Below are 20,272 nucleotides of genomic sequence, written 5' to 3'. Positions count from 1 at the left end.
TTTTTCGGGATGCCAAGCAATTTACGGGATTGTCTGATTGTCAAGCTCGTCATTTACCACGGCTTGATTTTCATTTTAATGCCAGTCTTATTGCCTTAAACTTAGCTAAACATGAACTCTCTAGTTGTCATTCATCTGCCAAGTCGTTTGTATTTTCTCTGGCCTCTTATAAACGGCTGGAATTCAATAAGCATCTACTTTGTACCTTTATTGATAAGTTAGATTTAGACCGGGATTTGATTTTAAATCACCCTAATCTTCCTTCAGTCTTGTCTTATGGTACTTTGGCTGCTTAAAAACTGTCCGGAGTATTGTTCTAAAAAAATGTGGAGTTCCTGCTTATAAATTAACCTCTAAAAAAATATACAATATATTTTTTAGAAAAATTCCTACTATTGAATTAAGTAATTTGTTTTGTAGACGTTGCTGATTTAGGATAGGAAAGGCTAAATATGCAAGTCATAGAAACCAGTATCCACAAAGATTCGGGATTCTCAACTAAATTTTTTCATACCCTGATTAAGCAAGGTCAGATTTTGGAGTGATCTAACTCACGAGGAGAGCTTTTTGAACAGCAACTTAACCACTGTAGCCACCAGAGACGAGCGCACTTACGTGTAATTGGGCATAAGTTCGATCGCCCCCAACAACCCCCAAAACTTCAATTACTACCGGATCGTCGCTCGAAGTGACAGAGATCGACTAAAGTAAACAGAAATTATTATGGGCGGTAATTAGAGTGATCGAGACTTTAGCAACAGGAGTCGCAGCAGCCGGTTCGCTGCTAGCATTGGGCGGGTTAGGCCTAGAGTTGAACTATCGCCGGACTGGAAGTCCAAATAAACTAGAACTAACAGCCGGAGAATGGCACTTAGCCATCTCGGAACCCAACCGCTATCTTTTAGTCGGGGAAATGGAGTTCCGCAACCTGACACAGCGGTTTGAGATTATGTTGCCGGAAGTGCGGGCGCAGGTGAAACTGCTGTCTGACGGAAGTTTAGATGGCGTTACTTCCCAGACAAAGGTGATTCCTTGCCACAAAGAGGCAGCAGCCAGAGCAGACGATTACTGGTTCGGCTATATTGTTAAAGCCCAAAAAAACACGAAAATTAAAGTTTCTGTAGACATTCAAGGGCAAGATTTAACCAAATTGCAGTCAGCTTGGGTGCAAGTACACTTCGTCACCTACGGCCCGGGCGGGCGCATCCCCAAAGTCCGTAACGTAGTAGTCCCCCTGCAATTTCCTAACTCCGACACCGTACCCATCGCCAGAAATGTCGGAGTTGCAGAAGTCTTGCCCATTCGCACTCACATACTGGCGGAATTGGACAATCCAGTCGAAATTGTCAAACGGTACGTGCTGCCGCGCGCCCAGAAAGGCGATATTGTCGCCCTGGCAGAAACTCCCCTAGCTTTGATGCAGGGACGCTACCGCCATCCCAGCGAAGTCAAACCCGGATGGGCGGCAAAGCGAGTGTGTTTGTTTTTCTTGCCCACGTCGAGTTTGGCCACGGCTTGCGGGATGCAGACGTTGGTTGATGTAGTTGGCCCTTGGCGCGTAGTAGCAGCTTTTGCGATCGGCGCTGTGGCCAAAATATTCGGCAAACCGGGAGTCTTTTACCAACTAGCAGGGGAACAAGCCAGGCTCATCGACGACGTTACGGGGACTTTGCCTCCCTTCGACCAATTTATTGTCCTAGGCCCGGACAATCCTCAGCAAGTTGTAGAAGAAATTCAACGAGAAACCGGACTTGCGGCGGCGATCGTAGACGCTAATGACTTGAAAGCAGTTAAGATATTAGCAGCGACCTCCGATTTATCGGTAACATTCTTAGAGCAAGCCTTGCGAAGCAACCCCGCCGGGAATGCTGACGAGCGCACACCAGTCGTTGTAATTCGACCTCTGCAACAAAAATCTTGAGTTGAAAACAGAAAATTAAAAATTCAAAAAGATGATTTGAAATTTTTAATTTTCGATCGCGCAAGAAAGGGAGAAGAATCAAAAGTTATAAGTTTTGAAATCAAAATTTACCAATTCAAAACTCAAAACTTCTCTAACTCTTCCCCTTTCTGAATTTTTATTTTTAAATTTCCATTCTCCACTTGTATGCTATGACTTCATTTCCCTCCCAAAACCAAAACCAGGTTGTGATTCGCCCGTTTCAGTATCGCGACATCGAGGTGATGGAACAACTGTGCGCGGAAACAGCCGAAGAGCCAGAAAACAGCAAGGGCGGAAGCTGCGACGTGGTATTAGGTAGAAAGTTGCAGCAGATTCGTCGCTGGTACGGACTACTAAAGATTTTTAGCTTGTTTCCCAACCCTTGTCAGTCCCTGTTCCGTGCCCACGTTGCCGAAGAAGAGGGGAGCGTTAAGGGCATAATTCAGATTTCTCCTTTCAACCGCACCCGCAGCACTTGGCGGATCGATCGCATAGGAGTAGACCCGGAAGCCCGCAGCAAAGGAATTGGTTCCATGCTGCTGCGGTACTGCTTTGAGGCAGTCTGGGAGGCGCGGACGTGGCTGTTGGAAGTGAATGTCGGCGACAAAACTTCCTTGGCTTTGTATCGGCAAAACGGGTTTCAGCCTTTGGCTCAGATGACTTACTGGACGATCGCCCCAGAACGCCTGCAAGAAATGGCTTCCTCGACGCCAGATTTGCCCAATCTGCTGCCGGTCAGCAACGCAGACGCTCAGTTGCTCTACCAACTGGATACCGCGTCTATGCCGCCCCTGGTGCGCCAAGTATTTGATCGGCACATTCAAGATTTCAAAACCAGTTTTTTCGGCGCTTTAGTCGAAGGTGTCAGACAGTGGCTGGGCAAAACCGAGGTAGTCAGCGGCTACGTGTTTGAACCGCAGCGCAAAGCCGCGATCGGCTATTTTCAGGTGCAGCTATCCCGCAATGGCCAGCAACCGCACGTCGCCCAGTTGACTGTACACCCGGCTTACACTTGGCTTTACCCAGAACTCCTGTCCCAGATGGCGCGCCTTGTTCAAGATTTCCCAGTTCAAAGCCTGCAACTGGCTTCCGCTGACTATCAGCCGGAACGGGAAGCTTATTTAGAGCAATTTGGAGCAGTGCGCGTGGAACACAGTTTGCTGATGTCTCGATCTGTGTGGCACAAATTGCGCGAGTCCAAGTTAGTCTCTCTCGAAGGACTCCAGCTATCAGAAATGTTGCAAAGCTTCCAGCCAACTCGCAAACCCGTACCCGGCAGGATGTCCTGGCTCGGCCCGATGGCGGGGGAAGCAGCAGCAGGGCCCGCATCCTCGGAGATAAAACCGCTGTTGACTGACTCAGGAAACAGTCAAACGAATCAAGTTAACCCCTTGGGCGGCCAAAATTCCGAATCAGCAGCAACTGATGGCAGCAGCATTTTGCCTTTAAATCTGCCAGAGTTGCCTCTAGACGGCGGCTGGCCAGGAGAATTCAATTCTTAATAAGTGAAAGCAGAAGGTAAAAGGTAGAAGACAGAAAAAAATAGAATTAATCATCCAAAAAATTCCTTTTTTCGGCCATAATCCCAAAATATCCCTTCTGCTTTTAATTGATATCAACCTAAGATTACCTATCTTCTTCTTACTTTCTTATCTTCTTTGTTCGCATCCTTCGCGTCTTCGCGGTTCGTTAAATAAGATTATTTCCGCAAAAAAACAGTAAACCTAAAATCTAAAATCTAAAATCTAAAATTGCTTGATTGATAATGTCCAACGATAAATTATGGATTTCTGCACTGGGATTAGATATCGGCCTCAAACGAGTCGGCATCGCCGGGTGTGACGGCACCGGTTTAATAGCTACGGGCATTACAACACTGGTACGATCGTCCTTTGATCGAGACGTAGCTTATCTCCGAGAACTGGTGCGAGAGCGGAGAGTACAAATTTTGGTGGCAGGCTTGCCCTACTCTCTGAGCGGAGAATTGGGTGCTCAAGCCCGACAGGTGCAGAAATATGCGAATCGCATCGCCGCAGCCTTAGAGCTCCCGCTAGAATATGTGGACGAGCGCCTGACTTCGGTTGAGGCAGAGGAATTGATGAAAGCTTCAGGGATTTCGCCGTCGCAAAATAATAAGGGTTCGATCGATCGCAAAGCAGCAGCCCTGATTTTGCAGCAGTGGCTAGACGAGCGGAGGCAAAATATCTCCGCCCTTCCCAATCCTTGATAGCTGGTAACAAAGGCGTGATATCCTGGTTGTGCAAGTTTGCTACGCACACCTGTAACCCTTGACAAACTGGAGAAAATTCTGCTGTACCTCGGTACTGAAGAAGCACCAAATCGTGATTTGTCCTCAGTGTCGCTTGCTGACTCGACTGAGATTTAAACGCTGCACTCCTCGCCTGTGGAAAAGGCCGCGAGTCTCGCGGTTTAAGCTGGTGGACTGGCGATCGCCCACTTAGCCAGAATATCGCCACGAAAATTCCCCATTGTCAAGCAAACGTTACTGAATTATTGACGGAAAATAAGATACACGCGATGTCCTCATCCCCATACCGCAAAAAAGAGAATGGCAATTCCAACGAAGAGTCCGTCACCCTGACGGATGAAGTTGGGCGATCGCTGACTTGCAACATAGAATATTCTATGAATCTAGAAGGTCAAGAATACGCTTTGCTGCTTCCAATTGACTCGCCAGTAGAAATTTTTACTTGGCAGGGAGACGATAACGACGAAGCAGCAATTCCTGTAGAAGACGAGACCGAAATTGACAAAATTTTTGATACAGCTAAAGTTGTGCTGCAAGAGCAGAACTTGACGCTCCTACGCACGGCGGTGACGCTGACTGTGGTTGGCGAGTTGCCAGAATTTCCCGAAGAGGATATGGCATCCGATGTCGATCCAGATGAGGAGTCGGAGTTCGAGGAGCTGATGTGGCTGACCAGTTTCTACCACGAAGAACAGGAATATGCGATTTATACGCCTCTCGACCCGTTCTTTATCTTGGCTAGAATGGATGACGACGGCAAGCCAGAATTGCTCTCGGAAGAAGAGTTCCAAAGGCTGGAACCGATGTTACCTATGCTGGAAGACCAGTTCTTTGACGAGCTTGATTAGATATTAATTGCAGGCACAAGGCCTGATGGCAAAAAGCAGAATTTTTTACTATTTTATAAAACAGTAAACTGCTCGCCAAATCGAACTTTTTCGAGGTGGCCGCTTCTGCCTTCGCGATCGGGCTTTTGAATTGGGCCGCGTGAATTGGGTCTTTTAAAGGGCTTGTATTCGTAACTTTTCGGTCATCAATCGCAGGTCATCAGTCATGAGTCGCTAGTTAACCGCCGCTTATCCAGGACAACGGACTATGAATAAAGAACAAATGACAAAAGGCAGCGCGCGCGAGAGCCGAAAAGGTACTCCGCAAGTCTCTAAATGGTTGTTTTATCTGGCGTTGCTGCCGGCAATCTGGGGAGTTTGCGCTTGGCAAGGCTGGGCTTGGTGGAGCTGGGCTTCGGCGCCTCCTAAAATAGCTGAAACGTCAACTTCCACGCCAGAGGATGCTGTTGTTTCTATCCAAATCCCGGAGGGTACTCCCAGTCAAAAAATCGGCCGGGATTTAGAGGCCGCGGGGTTGATTCGATCGAGCTCGGCATGGAATATGTGGGCCCGCTGGCTGACTCTGCAAAACCGCGAGGGAGGTTTTCAAGCAGGAACTTACCAACTGTCGCCGACTCAGCCTCTGAGTGCAGTTGCTGAGAAAATTTGGAAGGGCGAAGTCGTACAGCAGAGTTTCACGATTCCAGAAGGGTGGTCGCTGCAACAAATGAGCGCTTATTTTGAAGCGCAAGGTTTTTTCCCGGCTAAGGAGTTTATGGCGGCCGCGAGTCAAATTCCTTACGCTCAATTCCCTTGGCTGCCGAGCGGATTGCCTCATTTGGAAGGTTTTTTGTACCCGGATACTTATCAGCTAGACGGCGATAGAATTACTCCTCAAGCTGCGATCACACAAATGCTCACCCGTTTCGAGCAGACAGCTTTGCCGGTATATCAAAAAAATCAGAATAATACGAAGCTCTCTCTCAAAGAATGGGTGACTTTGGCGAGTATTGTAGAAAAAGAAGCTGTGGTTGCATCCGAGCGGAACCGCATTTCTGGAGTGTTCAACAACCGTCTGAAAAAGGGTATGGCGTTGGGATCTGACCCGACAGTTGAATACGCTCTGGGCATCAGGCAAACTAAGGAAAAGCCTCTGACTTTTAAGCAAGTAGAAACGCCTTCTCCTTACAATACTTATATAAATCCAGGACTACCCCCAACTCCGATCGCATCTCCGGGAATAGCAAGTTTGGAGGCGACTCTGACTCCAGAAAATACAGAATACCTGTATTTTATGGCGCGGTACGACGGCACTCACATTTTTAGCCGCACTCAGGCCGAACACGATGCTGCTGTGGCTAAAGTGGATCGACAAGTGCGATCGGGTCAGTAGATGGACAATGACTAATAAAAAAGTAAAAAGTCAAAAGTAACCAAGGAAAAGCAATAATTATTCACTTTTGATTTTTTACTTTGTCAATCTTTAACTCCCAATTTCTTATTTCTCAATCTAAAATCTAAAATCTAAAATCTAAAATCATTATGACTTGGGGTAAACTACTACAGCCTGACTTAGTTCTAGGCGATTCAGTCATGAAGTTAACGGCTGATATTCTGCAGAAATATCAGATTAAAGGATTAGTGTTGGATGTGGACGAAACTCTCGTTCCCATTACGGCAATGAATGCTTCTCCTGAACTCAGCTTGTGGGTGCAAGAAATTAAACCCGTGGTATCGCTATGGTTGGCGAGCAATAATTTAAGTCAAAATCGGATCGGTCGAATTGCTGATTCTTTGAATCTACCTTACATCACGGGTGCGGCTAAGCCGTCGCGCCGCAAGTTGCGAACAGCAGTGACTGCAATGAATTTGCCGGTGGAACAGGTGGCGATGGTGGGCGATCGACTTTTTACTGATGTTTTAGCAGGTAATCGTTTGGGTATGTTCACTATTTTAGTGGAACCAATGGTTGATGCTGGCTATGCGCTTCGCAAGTATCCGGTGCGCTCTTTTGAAGTTTGGGTTTCTCAAGCTTTGGGGGCATCTCTGAAAATTAAAGATTAAAATTGGGCATCGGGAATTGGGCATAGGGCATTGGGAATTGGTAATTAGGAATTGGTAACTAATGGCAACAGTCAACAGTCAACAGTCAACAGTCAACAGTCAACAGTCAACAGTCAACAGACAACAGACTAAAACTATTGTTGTTAAAATTGGAACTTCGACTCTGACTCGATCGACTACGGGAAATTTAGCTCTTTCAACTATTGCTGCATTGGTCGAAATTTTAGCGGATTTGCGGCAGCAAGGCCATCGAGTAGTTTTGGTTTCTTCGGGTGCAGTTGGGGTGGGCTGCGCGCGCTTGGGTTTGACGGAACGCCCGCGAAACATTGCTCTGAAACAGGCTGTGGCGGCTGTGGGCCAAGGGCGGCTGATGCGGGTGTACGATGACTTGTTTACTACTCTGCAACAGCCGATCGCTCAAGTATTGCTCACCAGGGGCGATTTAGTGCAGCGTAACGGTTATGTTAATGCTTACAATACTTTTCAGCAACTGCTCAGGTTGGGCGTGATTCCGATCGTCAATGAAAACGATACTGTGGCGGTAGACGAGCTCAAATTTGGCGATAACGATACGCTTTCGGCGCTAGTAGCGAGTTTGGTAGAAGCAGATTGGTTGTTTGTGCTCACAGATGTCGATCGGCTGTACTCCGCCGATCCGCGCAGCAATCCAGATGCACAGCCGATCGCCCTAGTCCAAAGTATGGCACAGCTCACAGAATTTCAGGTGCAAACAGGAGATTCCCGCAGCGGTTGGGGAACCGGCGGAATGGTGACAAAAATTGAAGCCGCGAGAATAGCAACTGCATCGGGAGTGCGGACTGTCATCACTGACGGCTGCTTTCCTGGTAATATCGAGAAAATACTCAACGGAGAGTCGATCGGTACTCAATTCGAGCCTCAACCGCGCCCTGTAAACGCTCGCAAACACTGGATAGCTAACGTTTTAATTCCAGCAGGAAAACTATATTTAGATGCGGGTGCTGTAAAGGCAATTTCCCACGGCGGAAAATCGCTTTTAGCAGCGGGTATTGCTCAAGTAGAAGGAGAATTTCAAGCTGATGATTCCGTGCAGTTGTGCGACGCAGCCGGCCAGCAAATTGCTAGAGGACTTGTGAATTATAGCAGTTTAGAATTGAGACAAATCCAGGGGTGTAAATCAGAGAAAATTGCTGAGATTTTAGGCTATGCAGGCGTAGAAACGGCGGTACACCGAGATAATTTAGTGATTGTTTAAACTAACAAATATCGAGACAGTCGATCGCGCAATGAGCGAAGGCAGAAATTGAAGATATTTGCAGCACAGTCTTGCAAGAATTTGTTTGGCTGTGTCTGAACAGCTCGTTCATCGCTTCTGTGAACAGTTCAAATAAATTTTGTGCTAATTCTAAAGCTGCTTGGTATTCCGCATCTGTAAGTTTGATCTCTGCTAAAATTTGCAACATCTCTGGCGTGTTTAAAAGGTGATAATTTTCTAAACCCCCATAAGATCCTCCAAAATCAACAGATTCTTTTTGGTTAATTTGCTGTAATTCCATTACCACTGCTAGCGCCGCATCAAAAAAAACTTGGGCAGTGCCTTCGAGGATTTCCACTAACGCCAGTTTCTGAATGGGAGAAGCTTTCCAAGCGTAGCGTTCGATCACTGAACAAAGCGATCGAGTTTTTTTAGTTTCTTCACCCCAAAGCAGTCTGAAATCCCCGTAACTCATTAATTGGTTTAAGCCCAGTTCCTCTAGGTATTCTAGATAGTCGTGCCAATAATAGTTTTTTTTATAAGTATATTTATTAATGAGTTCCTGAACTTTGTTATTACTAGAAGATTCTCGGAGCACATATTTATTTAAATCGCTCAATCCCACAGCCAAAGGAGCGAGTACAGGTGCAAAAATTAGTCGTTGATTCGCGTGAATGTGTTTATTGGCTAGAAAGTCAAACAAGGGCAATTTTGCAAACTCTTGCTTTTTGGATTCAATGAATGCTACAATACCTTTCATACTTTTTTCGCCTGAATGGTTGGTGTCAAGATCATCTTCATATCTCCGTTAATTATCTATATTTTAGCGCCTAAAGAATTGTGTTTATTATCATATATAGTTGTATTTGAGATCATAGGTAAGAGTGTTGGCAGTCACAGGAAACAGTGACTTGTATCATATTGTGCCAGAAGTTCGAGCATCTTGTTGCCTAGAGATAAAATGTTCTAAATTTAGATTGCATATTTCAGGCGTTGCTCAAAGCCACCCCACAAGAGTTTGATTATTTACCGATAATTTAAAGGATGATTAACTTCTATGGGCAAGTGAGCATCCTGTTCGCACTGCTAAAAAATGCCTTTTACAAAATCGCGGTGATCCATGCAAATCAGTCCTAGACGCATAGAAGTCTCGAAACCAGATTTCTTCGGAGATTCATAGCTGCTCAACAAAAAATTTTCTGACAAACCCGGTTTCTTTAACCCTTGCTTTTATTGCTTCTTCCCTCTTTTCTCTTCCCTATTCTTATTCCTTATTGCTTCTTCGGGCGGCTATAAGCCTCCAAATGACAATTTCCCATTCTCAGAATTGCCTTTAGGTGCGTTGTGAGTTACTCTATCTTTTGGGTCAGTTAACACAATTATAGGAGTTAATCTTGGAACGGACTTTTTTAGCGATTAAGCCCGACGGCGTACAGCGCGGACTCGTCGGCGAAATTATCGGTCGTTTTGAAGCCAAGGGCTTTAAGCTAGTTGGTATGAAGCTAATGACGGCGAGTCGAGAACTAGCGGAACAACATTATGATGTTCACAAAGAAAAACCATTTTTTGCTGGATTGGTAAACTTTATCACTTCAGGCCCTGTAGTGGCGATGGTTTGGGAAGGCGACGGCGTTGTGGCGTCGGCGAGAAAAATCATTGGCGCCACGAATCCTCTGAATGCAGAACCAGCGACAATTCGGGGCGATTTTGCTGTCAATGTCGGCCGTAATCTGATTCACGGTTCTGATGCTGTCGAGACTGCCCGTGCGGAAATTAGCCTTTGGTTCAAGGAAGAAGAATTGAGTGCTTGGACACCTTGTTTAACTCCTTGGATTGTGGAATAGTTTTGATATTCTCCCGGTGGTTAATCGGGAGATATACCCTTTCTTAGATAGATGATATCGATTCCGGTTGCAGCGTCCGTGATTGTTGACTGTTGACTGTGAGTCAAAAAAATGAAAATTGCGCGAATTAGTGGTTGGCCTCGGGATTCGACTTTATGCCCGCCGAATGAAGCAAGGGTTTGATATCATTCCGGTGCAGCCGGAATTTATATGAAATATCATGTCGCTGACTCACTCATAAGCGTAAAATATAGAAGAGTTTGAGATTTTTACTCGTTACCAGGAGTTTCCGGGTAACTAGAATTAAAAACGTTAATCGGAACTTACAAACTCCAAATAATTGTTAGTCAATTCTTTGACTGCTAATTCGTAAAACTGCTGACCTTGTTCGGGGGTTGCTAAGCCCGGATTTGAACCCATTCTCCCGTCGGGAAATCGGCGGCGGAAGTCAGCACCACCGAAAATTTTGTGCCCGGAAGCGACTTCTTCCGAAAGCGGAGCTTGCTTAATTGCTTCTGGATAAAGGTACTGGGTTAAGGCGATTTCGCTGGGGGTGGCGTGGGAACCTTCTTGGTTTCCGTATAATTCTTTTGCTAGTTTGTATACGGAACCGCACATGAACCAGTTGCCGATTTGACACTGGATTCGATCGGCATTCGGTAAATTCAAGTCAGACAAATGCGCGTAAGTCTCGGAAAATGCTGCTTTCATCGTGGCAATGTTGCCGCCGTGACCGTTGATGAAAAAATATTTCTCAAATCCCGCTTTTGCCAAAGATGTGATGTAATCCCTGATTACCAGTATCAGGGTCTGTGGTCGGAGGCTGATTGTGCCGGGAAAGCTGGTGTGGTGCAAGGCCATCCCTACATTAATTGTCGGGCCGATTAAGGCATTGGCAGCTTCGCCGACACCGCCGGCGATCGCCTTGGCAGCAATGGCGTCAGTCCCGATCAAGCCGGTGGGCCCGTGCTGTTCGGTGGAGCCGATCGGGATAATTATACCTCGCGAGCTTTCGAGATAAGCTTCTACCTCGGGCCAGGTACTCAAATGTAGCAACATGATAGGCAGTCTACAGAATTTTTACTTGCTATCGTCGATCGTAGCCGGCACGGGAAGAAAAAGGAATTTCGACCAACTTATTATTGTATTCTTAAAAAAAGCTCTAAAGTGCGCTCGCAACTTTACCGTTATATTACTTAACGTTAATAATTTAACCACTTGATGGCCAAAACTTTACCTTTTAATAACCTTTTAAGAGTAGTATAACAAGCATATCCTTCTAGATTGGGTGTTACGTGGTCAATTAACAGCGGGCAATGTTTTATGAATTTAACACCGACCCCGAAAAATGACCAGACTTCTGTGGCCTGGACGCAGGCAGACAGCGCGGTTCCGGCAACTGCTCTACGGCTGTATTCCTTGCATGAGCAAGTAGCAAAGGTCGAGCGCGTGTCTGTGGGATGGACTGGCGAAGGATTCTAAGCGATTGAACAAATGGCGATCGTACAAGCGATCGCAGCGCGAGAGTGCCTCAGCTACTGAAGAAGGTACCTCGCGCTAGCCACATACAAACATCACTCCCACTGATATTTATGTCTTCTGCTGAATTAAGCGAAAGTCCTTCAAGGTTGGCTGTTGGACAAGCCGGCCGTATCTTGTTATTGGAAGGTGAAGATCTGTTGCGGGAAATGCTAGCTTTAGCCCTTAAAGAACAGGGCTATGAGGTGGTGGTTACTAGCGACGGGCGCAACGCTCTGCCTTCTGTACAGGCTTCTTCGTCATACCACGGTGAATTTGCCTTTAACCTGTTAATTATGGATTCAATTAACGGTTTGGATCTGTGTCGAATGTTACGGCATCAAGGAAATCCCGTCCCTATTTTGATTATCGGTGCTAGAGGAAGTGCCAACAATTGCGCTTTTTACCTAGAAGCCGGATCGGATGATTATCTGACCAAGCCTTTTGGAATGCGGGAGTTTATCGCTCGCTGTCGGGCGCTGATGCGGCGCCAGCGCCTCAGTAGGTTACCGGAACCGAGGACGCTGCAATATAAGAGCATAACTCTGTATCCTGAAGAGTGCCGCGTGTTGGTTCGTGGTCTGGAAGTGAAATTTTCTCCTAAACAGTTTCGCTTACTAGAACTATTTATGAGTTATCCCCGGCGAGTTTGGTCTCGCGATCAGTTGTTGGAAAAAATTTGGGGTCAAGATTTTATCGGAGACAGCAAAACAGTTGACGTTCACATCCGCTGGCTGCGCGAAAAGTTGGAAATAGATCCAGCCCAACCGGAATATATCATTACGGTACGCGGGTTCGGCTATCGATTTGGTTAAATTATTAAATCAGTTGTAGAGTGACAAATTGCAGTCGAATAGACAAATAAGGACAAAAAAATGTTATCTCCTTATTGGTCTATGGAGGGTGTGCAATACAATAGCTTGGAGGTGCAACCAATAGAGCTATTCCAGCGACAGTTGCCGTTGTCTTTTACCCTGGGCGATCGGTATAAACTCACCTCTTGCACCATTCTCAAGAACAGGCTTTTCGGTCTGTTCCACAAAGAGTGAATTTTCTTGTGGAACAGGCCGAAAAGCCTGTTCATAAAAAACTTATTGATAATGGTGCAACATCTCAGTATAAATCAAAACTCCCCCGTCCACTGCCAACAATGAAGTTTCGAGCAATCTCCTGCAACCGCAACAGCCGCCACCATATCTGAACTCGGAATTAATTCGATTAAAGACCATCTCGATGCTTCTTCGGGGTTATCTTCAACATTTAACAGCGCGGCAGGTTCTCCTGGTGCGAGGCTGACATCAAACTGATTCAGGGGTATAGAAAGTCCTTTACCAACTGCCTTAATGTAGGCTTCTTTGCGAGTCCAGCAGGTGAAAAACGCGCGGGATTGAAGATGTTCTGGAAGCGAAAGCAACACAGAATTTTCTAAGGGTGAAAAAAACTTTTCCGCAATTTCCCGGCAAGGAAAGTTGGGATTTATGCTTTCAATATCGACACCAATATCTCGAATTTTGGTAATCGCAATTAGAGCCATGTTCCCTGAGTGAGACAAATTGAAATGCAGGGTATGTCCCCCTTGGGCGACGATGAGAGAGGGTTTGCCGTAGGGATTGTACTCAAAACGCAAAATGTGAGAATTTATGTTAAGATAGCGACTCAGAATCGCTCTGAGTGCGCCACGACTCACAATAAATTGCGATCGACCTTTGGGAAAGTGAAAACCCTCGGCTTTTGTCCGCTCGTCTGTAGAGAGAGTCTGTTGTAAACTCTGCAAGCAAGATTCTGTTTGAGCCAGAGAGACGCGCCAAACATGAATTTCGCCCAGATCCAATGTCAGGTTTTGCGGTGGGGACTTCCACGAATCAAAAGCAGCAATCATGTATTTATCTTCTTTTCTGAGTCACCTGATCCAGCATTCCCAGAAACAGGCAAGATGCCTGTTCTACTTTGAGAAACAGGCAAGATGCCTGTTCTACAACAGATGAATTTCAATCGCAAGGGTCAATAAATCCAGCTTTGCACAACTTTTCCCGCTAATTGCTGTCCTAACCAAGGCGTATTTGCCGATCGCGACTTCAGACTTGACCCGTCAACAGTCCAACTCATTTGCGGGTCGAACAAAATCAGCTCAGCAGAGGCTCCCGGTGCAACCGTGGCGGGGGCTTGTCCGAGACAAACGGCCGGCAGGGTACTCAAAACTCGCCACAGTTCTAAAGCCGAAAAATCGCCAGTTTCTACCAGTCCGTGCCATAGTAACGGCAAAGCTAATTCCAAGCCGATCGCCCCGGGTGGACTATCAGCAAAAGCCACAGTTTTCTCCTCATAAGTATGCGGGTTGTGGTCGATCGCGATCGCATCAATTACCCCATCTTTCACAGCTTGAATCAACGCTAATTGGTCGCTGAGATTGCCCAACGGCGGTTCTAGGCGTAAATTCGGATCGTAGGCCAACGAAGCAGTCAGAGCATTTTTTCCGCCGGAATCTTTAGAGTTGCCTGAAATTGCCCCGACATTCAACAGCAAGTGCATCCAAGTCACACTCGCAGTCACGGGCAAACCCCGCGCCTTCGCATCCCGAATCAATTCCACGCTGCGCGCTGTAGAAACGCGCATAATGTGTACCGGAGTGCCCGCAGATGCCACCAACTCCAAGATTGCCGCCAAAGCCGAAGTTTCCGCACTCGCCGGAATTCCTGGTAAACCCAACCGCACCGACACCGCACCCTCCCGCGCCGCGCCCTTTCCTGCCAAAGTTCGATCGCACGGCCACAAAGCCACAGACTTGCCCAAAGGCTGGATATACTCAAGCAAACGCCTCACCAGAGCCGGATTAGACAGCGGCGAACCGTCCGCAAAACCCACCACTGCACAGGAGGCCAGCTCGCCCAACTCAGCCATCTGCTGCCCTTTAACGCCCGCTGTCAGCGCGCCCCAAAAATACAAGCGGGGCAGCCCGGGCGACAAATTGCGGATATGTTGCTGCAACAAAGCTAAACTGGCCAAATTGTCAACAGGTGGCGAGGTATCCGGCAAAATCGCCACTCGCGTAAAACCCCCAGCCGCTGCAGCCTGCATCAAAGATTCCAGGGTTTCCCGATCCTCAAAACCCGGTTCTCCGCTGTGACTGTAGATATCAGTTAACCCCGGCCCCAAAATCAGTCCCCGGCAATCCCGCACTTCCGTGTCTGAGGGAAACTCAGCAATTTTTTCCTCAACTGCTTTGATATCACCTTCAGTAATCAGAATATCAGCGATGCGATCGCTCCCTGAAACTGGATCTAGCACCCGTACATTTTGTAGCAGTTCGCGGCTCATATAACAGAAGGAAGAAGGAAGAAGGAAGAAGGAAGAAGCAATCCACCGCATTAGTTTCAGGAATTAAGAACTTCCTAAGCGTCGGGCGCGGTTGCTATAAAAATTCAAACATTTTTCAGGCGGGCGAAGCGTAGCGGTGGGCGTTCCTTCCGCTACGAGTTCGCCCCCAGCACTTTACCGATTACAGTGCTCCGGCTGCTGTTTTGTCAAAAACGCCGCCGCTCAAATGAGTTGTGACATTCATTGCCTGCAATACCGGCAAACCATCGGGGCCGTGGGGATAATCAATCACGCTAACGGCTCCGTTTCCTTGTTTGAATTTCCAGAAATGTTCGGGTTCCAAACCGAATAGATGGCAGAGAATCGCTTTGTTAATGGCATCGTGAGCAACGACAATCCCAGTACCAGAAACAGATTGTACGATTTCTCGCCAAGATGCGATCGCTCTCTGCCAAACTTGCTGCAAATTCTCTCCTTCGGGCATTTGGACTGTTTCAGGAGATGTTTTCCATTCCTGTAGCAAACCCGGATAGGATTGTTCGATTTCCGATTCAAATTTTCCTTCCCAAAGTCCGTGGCTGATTTCTCTCAACTCATCGCGCAGTTCCAGTTGCAAACCGCCGTGATATTTGAGAATAATTTCCGCAGTTTCTTTCGGGCGCAGCATCGAACTGCTAATAGCAAAATCTAATTTTACATCCTTGAGAAATTCTGCCGCCCGCCGGGATTGTTCGCGGCCGTTATCGTTGAGAGGCACGTCAATCTGCCCTTGAAATTTACCTGCTTTATTCCAGTCGGTTTCGCCGTGACGCACCAGCAACAAGCGCGGGCCTTGGTGTCCGTCTCTCGGTTTGGGAAAAATTTCCCCGGTATGGGAAGTTAAATTCAGGGATTCTAATTGAACCGGAACTTTCTTTTTTGGCTCTCCTGGCTCGTCGGTGGTAACAGGGGAATATCCAAAATTAAGGACGCTAATGCCGCAATTTGACTGCTGAATAGATTGGTAGTAATTCGGGTTAATTTCTGATGCTGTAGCTATGAGAGCGCGGTTGATTCCGTTATGACCTACTACTAGAATTGTGCCGTCCCGGTGGCGCGATAAAAGTTCTTGCCAAAAATGACGGGCGTTAGCAAAAATTGCCAATACGGGGAAGTGTTCGATTTCGCCATCCACAGATGGCAGTTTCATGGAAAATTTGTCTGGCTGTCTTTGCCACTGCTGATATGCTTCGGGGAATTTGTCGATCGCATCTTGGCGCAGCATTCCTTCCCACAGAGGCAAATCGATTTCCATCAAATTATCAGTTGGTTGGAGTTGTGGCGGATTTGTCAAGCGCGACAGGATGATTTCCGCTGTTTCTTTGGCTCGTTGTAGAGGACTGGTATAGGCGGCATCAAAGGCGATACTGCTGAGTGTGTCGCCTACTTGCAGGGCGGCGCTGCGGCCTGCTTCTGTCAAAATTGATTTATCGAGGCGGCCTTGGATGCGGCGTTCTTGATTGTAAGTGCTTTTGCCGTGACGGACTAAGATAATGCGAGTCATTCGATTTTAGATTTTAGATTTTAGATTTTAGATTTAGCCTGTTACCGCACTTCGGGTGCGCGGTGCACGCCTTACCCAGTCTTCGGGTGCGAGGCGAGTCAAAAAGATGAGCCAGTGAAATTTTACCAGTTGTCGGGATACTCTCGGCTGCAAACGCCTATGATTAGAGACGGAAAAGACTTAGCCACGGATTCGCGCGGGACGGAAAACGAGGAATGACACTGAAGCGGGTTATTTTAGGTATTTTAACGGCGATCGCGATCGCCCTGGTCGGTTTATCTTTACTTGCTAGTTGGAATCAGCCACAAATTCAAAGCCGGCTGGAACTCTACCAGACAAATTTGCTGCTGCACGCCTCGGAGTGGCAAGGAGAAAATAATCAGAGTGCTAATTTAAGTTCGGCGCGCAACAATATTGTCGGTGCAGATCCTTTAAATACGGCTTTGACGCAATATCAAGAAGCGCGAGACTCGACTCGCAAAACTCTCGAAACAACTCAATCACAAGTTAAAGTAATTCAGTCTGCTATCGCCTCCAAGTCGGCTGATAATACTCTGAATTTAGCTCAAAATAAGGCGGCGTCCGAGTCGATTAAGCAACAGTCAGCGCTGCTAAACGAACTTGACTTGCGATTGGGAATTTTGCAGGCAAGCAGTGGCAAAACTGAGGCAGCTCTCCAAACTTGGAAAAATTTAGTTGAGCGCTACAAAACTAAAAGTGATGACGATTCTTCGGTGGTAACTGCTCAAGTTTTAACGGGAATTTGGAGCAATCCGGCTCAACTGCTGCCGGATGCCGAGCCGCGCATTCAAAAGTCTTTGGATGGCTGGTTTCGCTATCGCGCTCTCGCTCAACTTTACAAGTTGCAAGAACGTTCTAAAGAGCTGGCGGCGCTGCAAGCAGCAGAGCAAGTAACGGCAGAGCAAGCTGTAGAAAAGTTGGCAATTATAGTTGGCGTTCCGGCGATCGCACTTTGTATTGGCACGGTTTTGCTGGTTGGTTTGACCGTGCAGTGGTTGTTGCAGCGGAAGCAGTTAGATACAGCAGGTTCCGGCCCGGTTTTGGCGCGAAATGCGAGCTTGACTTGGGATGTGCCTTGGGACGGCGAGATTGTTTGGCAGGTACTTGTGGTCGGCTTTTTCTTTGTCGGCCAAATCTTGATTCCCTATTTGTTACTGCCAGTTTCTCTGGCTGTTTTAAAACTCAATCCAGCTACTTTTAACCCGCGCGACAAGGCTTTTTATATCTTTGCTACTTATTTGTTGCTGTCGAGTGGGGGGCTTTCGGTACTGTATTTTTCGGTCAAATCTTTTTTGCCTTTGCCGGAAGGTTGGTTTCGGATTAATTGGCGGGGAAGTTGGTTTTTGTGGGGTTTTGGCGGCTATTTTGTTGCTTTGCCTTTGGTAGTTTTGGTGTCGCTGATCAATCAGCAATTGTGGCAGGGACAAGGTGGCAGTAATCCTATTTTGCCGATCGTTCTCGAAGGTAGGGACAACGTGGCTTTGGTGGTGTTTTTCGGCACTGCTGCGCTCGCGGCTCCGGTTTTTGAGGAAATCGTGTTTCGGGGCTTTCTGCTGCCTTCTCTGACTCGCTATTTGCCTGTTTGGGGGGCGATCGCAGCTTCTGCTTTCTTGTTTGCTGTGGCTCACTTGAGTGTCTCGGAGATTCTGCCTTTGGCGACTTTGGGTGCGGTTTTGGGGTTTGTGTACACGCGATCTCGCAATCTCCTTGCTCCTATGCTTCTCCACAGTCTTTGGAACAGCGGTACTCTCCTGAGTCTGTTTCTTTTGGGCGGCGGCGCAAGTTAATTCGGACGGTTGTTAATAATTGTGAATTAACCGAGTTTTTTTGACAGTTTTCGTGCGGGCGATCGACTCTTGCCAAAAACAGCAGTAGGGTGCTCGGTGCGCCCCTGATATGTAGTCCGGTAAAATAACCGGAATTTCATTAGGGGCGGCTTCACCCTAACCTGTAATATCAGCCACAGCTCCAGCTCGACGGGCCCCGGTTCCTTACTTGAGCGGAAAAACAGGGTTTAACATGGAAGTAATATCTTGTCGGCTGATGATTGAAAGACTCACCCGGGCGATCGCACCAAACGGAAGTTGACAATCCGGCTAATTTATAGCTAAATTTTAATTTAGGATGAGGCTTAAACCAATGAGCAATTTGAACAGCCGCAAGTTAGAGGGAACGCCGAGTTGGATGCGTTTCGCACCCTACGCAGCCTTGGGCGTTTTAATATTTTCTCTTAATTCAGGCAGCGAACTCAATTATTTCTTGAGAGGCTACTTGGTGATTCTACAGGCTCAAGTCGGTATAGTTCTGCTGTATTTTGCGATGTCTAAGTTTCGCAAAAACCCAAATAAATGAGTAAAAATTAGTAAGATTACTTAGCTCGCTCTTTAAAGGTCGAGAGTTAAAGGTCGATCGCGGAAGTTAAAAAAAATGGGGAAAGGAAAAATGGTAAAAAAAGATAAAAGCGTAGCAGTTTTGTTAGCTTTATTGGTAGGCCCTTTCGGAATTCACAAATTTTATTTGGGCAATAACTTAGCAGGGGTATTATACTTTCTATTTTCTTGGACATTCATTCCGTTCGTACTCGGATTTTTCGATTTTCTCGGGCTGCTGCTGATGTCGGAACAAGCTTTTCAGGTACAGTACAATGGCGCAACGTTGCCATCTGGGTATGTCCTCAGATCGGCAAAAGATGTTACTGGGGCGATCGGCGAATTGAAAAAACTTTACGATATGGGCGCAATTACCGCCGAAGAATATGAAGAAAAACGCCAAAAATTGCTGCGAGAATTGTAATTAAGAAGGAAGTTCGGCAACGGATTTTGTAACGGATGTAACGGATGTCAGGAAGAAGGAAGAAGAAAGCCCACTATTAAGAAAGTGGGAGTGACATAAGAAAGTGTGAGAACACAACTATTTAAGGATAAAATTAAAGTGTCTCAAGATTTATACTGGCTGCGTCAAACTCCAAACTGGGTGTGGTATGCTTTTATTCCCTATTTCGGCGGATTGGCGATCGCCTATGCAGGCCAAAAGTCAAATATTCGTAGTTGGATGGGATGGGGTGTTGGCATTACTTTAGCAGCACTAGCGGTATCTTCTTCAACTAATTTGGGTACAATCGTGTGGATTGCTCAAATTGTCACTGCTTTTAGTTTGAAAAAGCGCTATCTGATCAAAACCGCACCCAGAGGTTTACTGGTTCCGGCGAGTGCGACGAATGCCGAAGAACTGGCAAACGTGCGCGGCAAAATAGATATTAACGAGTGTACCAAAGACGATATGGTCAGAATCTTGGGTTTGCCGATCGTCTACGCCAACGATATTGAATCTTTGCAAAACGAAGGCTACATTTTTACCTACGCCGAAGAGTTATCACAAATAGCCGGAGTTCCCGAAAGTCACGTCAGACGAATCGCCCCGATGATTTGCTTCAGCTACAATTATCAAAAAGAATCGCAGTTTACTTGGAAACGGTTAAATATTCTTTCGCCGGAAGAGTTAATCGCCAGCGGTTTAGATCGATATGTTGCGGAAAAAATAGTTAGAGAAAGGCAGAGAAAAGGCGCTTACAAATCAGTTGTCGAAGTCAAGCGACGGACGGGACTGCCTTTTGATTCCTATCGCCATATTTGTTAATTTGCCGTTGTTAGCACCAACCGCTTATGCCAACAAAATTAGAAGTTGACCGACAAAAC

The 20,272-nt window shown here is 46.7% G+C and carries 18 protein-coding genes and 1 pseudogene; 14 read left to right on the top strand and 5 right to left on the bottom strand.

Features of this window, described 5'->3' with window-relative positions:
• The 8 genes and pseudogenes from QUA57_RS13925 to proB all read left to right on the top strand — a co-directional run.
• Positions 1 to 296 (top strand): annotated as a pseudogene (locus QUA57_RS13925) (transposase); the annotation flags it as partial.
• Positions 297 to 739: 443 nt separating this feature from the next.
• The gene (locus QUA57_RS13920; RefSeq protein ID WP_333061463.1) at positions 740 to 1,921 is read left to right on the top strand and encodes a F420-0:Gamma-glutamyl ligase; all 1,182 of its coding nucleotides are present in this window, start codon (positions 740 to 742) and stop codon (positions 1,919 to 1,921) included.
• 191 nt (positions 1,922 to 2,112) lie between these two features.
• Positions 2,113 to 3,444 (top strand): GNAT family N-acetyltransferase, encoded by a 1,332-nt coding sequence (locus QUA57_RS13915; RefSeq protein WP_333061466.1) that lies wholly within the window; start codon positions 2,113 to 2,115, stop codon positions 3,442 to 3,444.
• A gap of 263 nt (positions 3,445 to 3,707) precedes the next feature.
• On the top strand, positions 3,708 to 4,169 hold the full coding sequence (gene ruvX, locus QUA57_RS13910) for a Holliday junction resolvase RuvX (RefSeq protein ID WP_333061469.1): 462 nt from the start codon (positions 3,708 to 3,710) through the stop codon (positions 4,167 to 4,169).
• A gap of 311 nt (positions 4,170 to 4,480) precedes the next feature.
• Positions 4,481 to 5,059, top strand: coding sequence for a DUF3727 domain-containing protein (locus QUA57_RS13905; protein WP_333061470.1), 579 nt, complete (start codon positions 4,481 to 4,483; stop codon positions 5,057 to 5,059).
• A gap of 247 nt (positions 5,060 to 5,306) precedes the next feature.
• Complete coding sequence (gene mltG / locus QUA57_RS13900; RefSeq protein ID WP_333061471.1) at positions 5,307 to 6,431, top strand: endolytic transglycosylase MltG; 1,125 nt, start codon at positions 5,307 to 5,309, stop codon at positions 6,429 to 6,431.
• Between the two features lie 149 nt (positions 6,432 to 6,580).
• The gene (locus QUA57_RS13895) at positions 6,581 to 7,102 is read left to right on the top strand and encodes a YqeG family HAD IIIA-type phosphatase (protein ID WP_333035333.1); all 522 of its coding nucleotides are present in this window, start codon (positions 6,581 to 6,583) and stop codon (positions 7,100 to 7,102) included.
• A gap of 61 nt (positions 7,103 to 7,163) precedes the next feature.
• Entirely contained in the window at positions 7,164 to 8,336 is a 1,173-nt protein-coding gene (gene proB / locus QUA57_RS13890; protein ID WP_333061472.1) for a glutamate 5-kinase, read from the top strand.
• A gap of 1 nt (position 8,337) precedes the next feature.
• On the opposite strand, the gene QUA57_RS13885 is transcribed toward proB, so the two are convergent.
• Positions 8,338 to 9,096: a hypothetical protein gene (locus tag QUA57_RS13885; RefSeq protein WP_333061473.1), complete on the bottom strand. Its 759-nt coding sequence runs from the start codon at positions 9,094 to 9,096 to the stop codon at positions 8,338 to 8,340.
• 634 nt (positions 9,097 to 9,730) lie between these two features.
• On the opposite strand from QUA57_RS13885, the gene ndk reads away from it, so the two are divergent.
• On the top strand, positions 9,731 to 10,180 hold the full coding sequence (gene ndk, locus QUA57_RS13880; RefSeq protein WP_333035325.1) for a nucleoside-diphosphate kinase: 450 nt from the start codon (positions 9,731 to 9,733) through the stop codon (positions 10,178 to 10,180).
• A 312-nt stretch (positions 10,181 to 10,492) separates the two neighbouring features.
• Here ndk and QUA57_RS13875 read toward each other — a convergent pair whose 3' ends face one another.
• A complete protein-coding gene (locus QUA57_RS13875) occupies positions 10,493 to 11,239 on the bottom strand; it encodes a creatininase family protein (RefSeq protein WP_333061474.1) in 747 nt (248 codons plus the stop codon).
• A gap of 533 nt (positions 11,240 to 11,772) precedes the next feature.
• On the opposite strand from QUA57_RS13875, the gene QUA57_RS13870 reads away from it, so the two are divergent.
• Positions 11,773 to 12,513 (top strand): response regulator transcription factor, encoded by a 741-nt coding sequence (locus QUA57_RS13870; protein WP_333061476.1) that lies wholly within the window; start codon positions 11,773 to 11,775, stop codon positions 12,511 to 12,513.
• 308 nt (positions 12,514 to 12,821) lie between these two features.
• On the opposite strand, the gene QUA57_RS13865 is transcribed toward QUA57_RS13870, so the two are convergent.
• From QUA57_RS13865 to QUA57_RS13855, 3 genes are all read right to left on the bottom strand, one after another.
• Positions 12,822 to 13,577, bottom strand: a complete 756-nt coding sequence (locus QUA57_RS13865; protein ID WP_333061478.1) for a 4'-phosphopantetheinyl transferase superfamily protein — start codon at positions 13,575 to 13,577, stop codon at positions 12,822 to 12,824.
• A 122-nt stretch (positions 13,578 to 13,699) separates the two neighbouring features.
• Entirely contained in the window at positions 13,700 to 15,013 is a 1,314-nt protein-coding gene (locus QUA57_RS13860) for a dihydroorotase (RefSeq protein ID WP_333061479.1), read from the bottom strand.
• Between the two features lie 181 nt (positions 15,014 to 15,194).
• Positions 15,195 to 16,556: a histidine phosphatase family protein gene (locus QUA57_RS13855; protein ID WP_333061481.1), complete on the bottom strand. Its 1,362-nt coding sequence runs from the start codon at positions 16,554 to 16,556 to the stop codon at positions 15,195 to 15,197.
• A gap of 215 nt (positions 16,557 to 16,771) precedes the next feature.
• On the opposite strand from QUA57_RS13855, the gene QUA57_RS13850 reads away from it, so the two are divergent.
• From QUA57_RS13850 to QUA57_RS13835, 4 genes are all read left to right on the top strand, one after another.
• A complete protein-coding gene (locus QUA57_RS13850; RefSeq protein ID WP_333061484.1) occupies positions 16,772 to 18,364 on the top strand; it encodes a CPBP family glutamic-type intramembrane protease in 1,593 nt (530 codons plus the stop codon).
• A gap of 352 nt (positions 18,365 to 18,716) precedes the next feature.
• Positions 18,717 to 18,929 carry a hypothetical protein gene (locus QUA57_RS13845; protein WP_333061486.1) on the top strand — a complete coding sequence of 71 codons (213 nt, stop codon included), beginning with the start codon at positions 18,717 to 18,719 and terminating at the stop codon, positions 18,927 to 18,929.
• Positions 18,930 to 19,019: 90 nt separating this feature from the next.
• Positions 19,020 to 19,370, top strand: coding sequence for an NINE protein (locus QUA57_RS13840; RefSeq protein WP_333061487.1), 351 nt, complete (start codon positions 19,020 to 19,022; stop codon positions 19,368 to 19,370).
• 138 nt (positions 19,371 to 19,508) lie between these two features.
• Positions 19,509 to 20,213 carry a helix-hairpin-helix domain-containing protein gene (locus QUA57_RS13835; protein WP_333061488.1) on the top strand — a complete coding sequence of 235 codons (705 nt, stop codon included), beginning with the start codon at positions 19,509 to 19,511 and terminating at the stop codon, positions 20,211 to 20,213.
• The last annotated feature ends 59 nt before the right edge of the window (positions 20,214 to 20,272 follow it).

Origin of the sequence: Microcoleus sp. Pol7_B2 (assembly GCF_036701035.1) — a bacterium.
Lineage (GTDB): Bacteria > Cyanobacteriota > Cyanobacteriia > Cyanobacteriales > Microcoleaceae > Microcoleus.
The sequence above is the reverse complement of the archived record's forward strand: the minus strand, read 5'-3'. Positions and strand labels throughout refer to the sequence as shown.

Excerpts from the sequence above, each read along its gene's own strand:
- QUA57_RS13915 (WP_333061466.1), top strand. The coding sequence starts at position 2,113 with ATGACTTCATTTCCCTCCCAAAACCAAAACCAGGTTGTGATTCGCCCG.
- ruvX (WP_333061469.1), top strand. The coding sequence starts at position 3,708 with ATGTCCAACGATAAATTATGGATTTCTGCACTGGGATTAGATATCGGC.
- QUA57_RS13905 (WP_333061470.1), top strand. The coding sequence starts at position 4,481 with ATGTCCTCATCCCCATACCGCAAAAAAGAGAATGGCAATTCCAACGAA.
- mltG (WP_333061471.1), top strand. The coding sequence starts at position 5,307 with ATGAATAAAGAACAAATGACAAAAGGCAGCGCGCGCGAGAGCCGAAAA.
- QUA57_RS13895 (WP_333035333.1), top strand. The coding sequence starts at position 6,581 with ATGACTTGGGGTAAACTACTACAGCCTGACTTAGTTCTAGGCGATTCA.
- proB (WP_333061472.1), top strand. The coding sequence starts at position 7,164 with ATGGCAACAGTCAACAGTCAACAGTCAACAGTCAACAGTCAACAGTCA.
- QUA57_RS13885 (WP_333061473.1), bottom strand. The coding sequence starts at position 9,096 with ATGAAAGGTATTGTAGCATTCATTGAATCCAAAAAGCAAGAGTTTGCA.
- QUA57_RS13875 (WP_333061474.1), bottom strand. The coding sequence starts at position 11,239 with ATGTTGCTACATTTGAGTACCTGGCCCGAGGTAGAAGCTTATCTCGAA.
- QUA57_RS13870 (WP_333061476.1), top strand. The coding sequence starts at position 11,773 with ATGTCTTCTGCTGAATTAAGCGAAAGTCCTTCAAGGTTGGCTGTTGGA.
- QUA57_RS13865 (WP_333061478.1), bottom strand. The coding sequence starts at position 13,577 with ATGATTGCTGCTTTTGATTCGTGGAAGTCCCCACCGCAAAACCTGACA.
- QUA57_RS13860 (WP_333061479.1), bottom strand. The coding sequence starts at position 15,013 with ATGAGCCGCGAACTGCTACAAAATGTACGGGTGCTAGATCCAGTTTCA.
- QUA57_RS13855 (WP_333061481.1), bottom strand. The coding sequence starts at position 16,556 with ATGACTCGCATTATCTTAGTCCGTCACGGCAAAAGCACTTACAATCAA.
- QUA57_RS13850 (WP_333061484.1), top strand. The coding sequence starts at position 16,772 with ATGACACTGAAGCGGGTTATTTTAGGTATTTTAACGGCGATCGCGATC.
- QUA57_RS13845 (WP_333061486.1), top strand. The coding sequence starts at position 18,717 with ATGAGCAATTTGAACAGCCGCAAGTTAGAGGGAACGCCGAGTTGGATG.
- QUA57_RS13840 (WP_333061487.1), top strand. The coding sequence starts at position 19,020 with ATGGTAAAAAAAGATAAAAGCGTAGCAGTTTTGTTAGCTTTATTGGTA.